General features: G+C 61.8%; 1 protein-coding gene. It reads right to left on the bottom strand.

What is annotated here, in order from left to right; genetic code table 11:
• The coding region (locus ACJH7A_RS30605) for an N-acyl homoserine lactonase family protein (protein ID WP_406803329.1) at positions 1 to 678 on the bottom strand (678 nt) is incomplete at its 3' end.
• Positions 679 to 1095 lie beyond the last annotated feature (417 nt).

Raw genomic sequence — 1095 nt, 5'->3', positions numbered from 1 at the left:
GAGCCTGGCGATCTCGTCGAGCGATTTCAGGAATTGATCGACATCGAGACTGTTCCGCGGCGAGACCCGCTGATCGAGATTGGCGCGTACGCTGAGCGAATCGGATGCGAGCAGGTATTCGCCGCTCTGGTCCAGCTTGACCAGCGCACCGGTCGTTCCCTTCGAATGTCCCGGCAACGGGATCAGCGTCAACCTGCCGTCGCCGAACACATCCGTCTGGCGGTCGAAGATCTCCATCTTCAGCGGATGATCCCAATCCGCCTTGATGTATCCGCGATCGAGCGCGTTGGACGCATTGGCGGCCTCGAGCTCGAGCGCGTGGACGAAGACCGTCGCCTTCCTGAAGAAGCCGTTGCAGCCGCAATGGTCAGTATGCAGATGGGAGCAGATCACCACATCGATATCGTCGGGACCGAGGCCAACGGCCTTCAGGCTGGTCAGCACATGGTCGTCCGCCGTCGTGATCGGCTGCATGAACCTGGCGAGCGTGCCGAGCCGGCCTTCCGGATCGGTCGCGACATCGGGATGGCATCCGGTGTCGAACAGCACGTTGCCCTGCGTATGACGGAGCAGCACGCAGGACACCGGAAGCTCGATCATCTCGCCGCGCTCCGCATCCGGCAGATAGGTCCGCTTGGACATCCGCAGCCGTCCACCCGACAGCATATGCATCTTCATCGCATCACCTCTGATCTTGGTCTCGAGCTAAACACGGGTCGACGAAAACTCATATGCCCCTCGCGCCGACCGGTCTCGCCGATGGCCGCGCGTCTGAACCTGCCGCCTCATGGGCGCGGCGACCAGTTTCATCTGGCGGACTGAACCGGTCCGGCCCGCCTATCTGCTGCAGCGCGTGGCATACAAACCGACGCGCCCGAATGTTCACTCTACGGAATTCATGCGTCTGGTCGGGCTTCATGCCATCTGCGCAAGTGGCCCTGCGGGCCACGCTTGTCACGGCTATGGCTTTTCCGCATCATTGAGCGCAAGACAACACCGCAAGCTGGGCCTGCCTGATGGCCGGACCCAAGCCAATCAACACGAGGAACGCTGTGGCGGAGAGTGAAAACATCGTCGCCGAGACCGCGGAAAAGA

The organism is Mycobacterium sp. SMC-17 (assembly GCF_045310915.1).
Classification (GTDB): domain Bacteria; phylum Actinomycetota; class Actinomycetes; order Mycobacteriales; family Mycobacteriaceae; genus Mycobacterium.
Note: the sequence above shows the minus strand (reverse complement) of the source record. Positions and strands in the feature narration are given on the sequence as shown.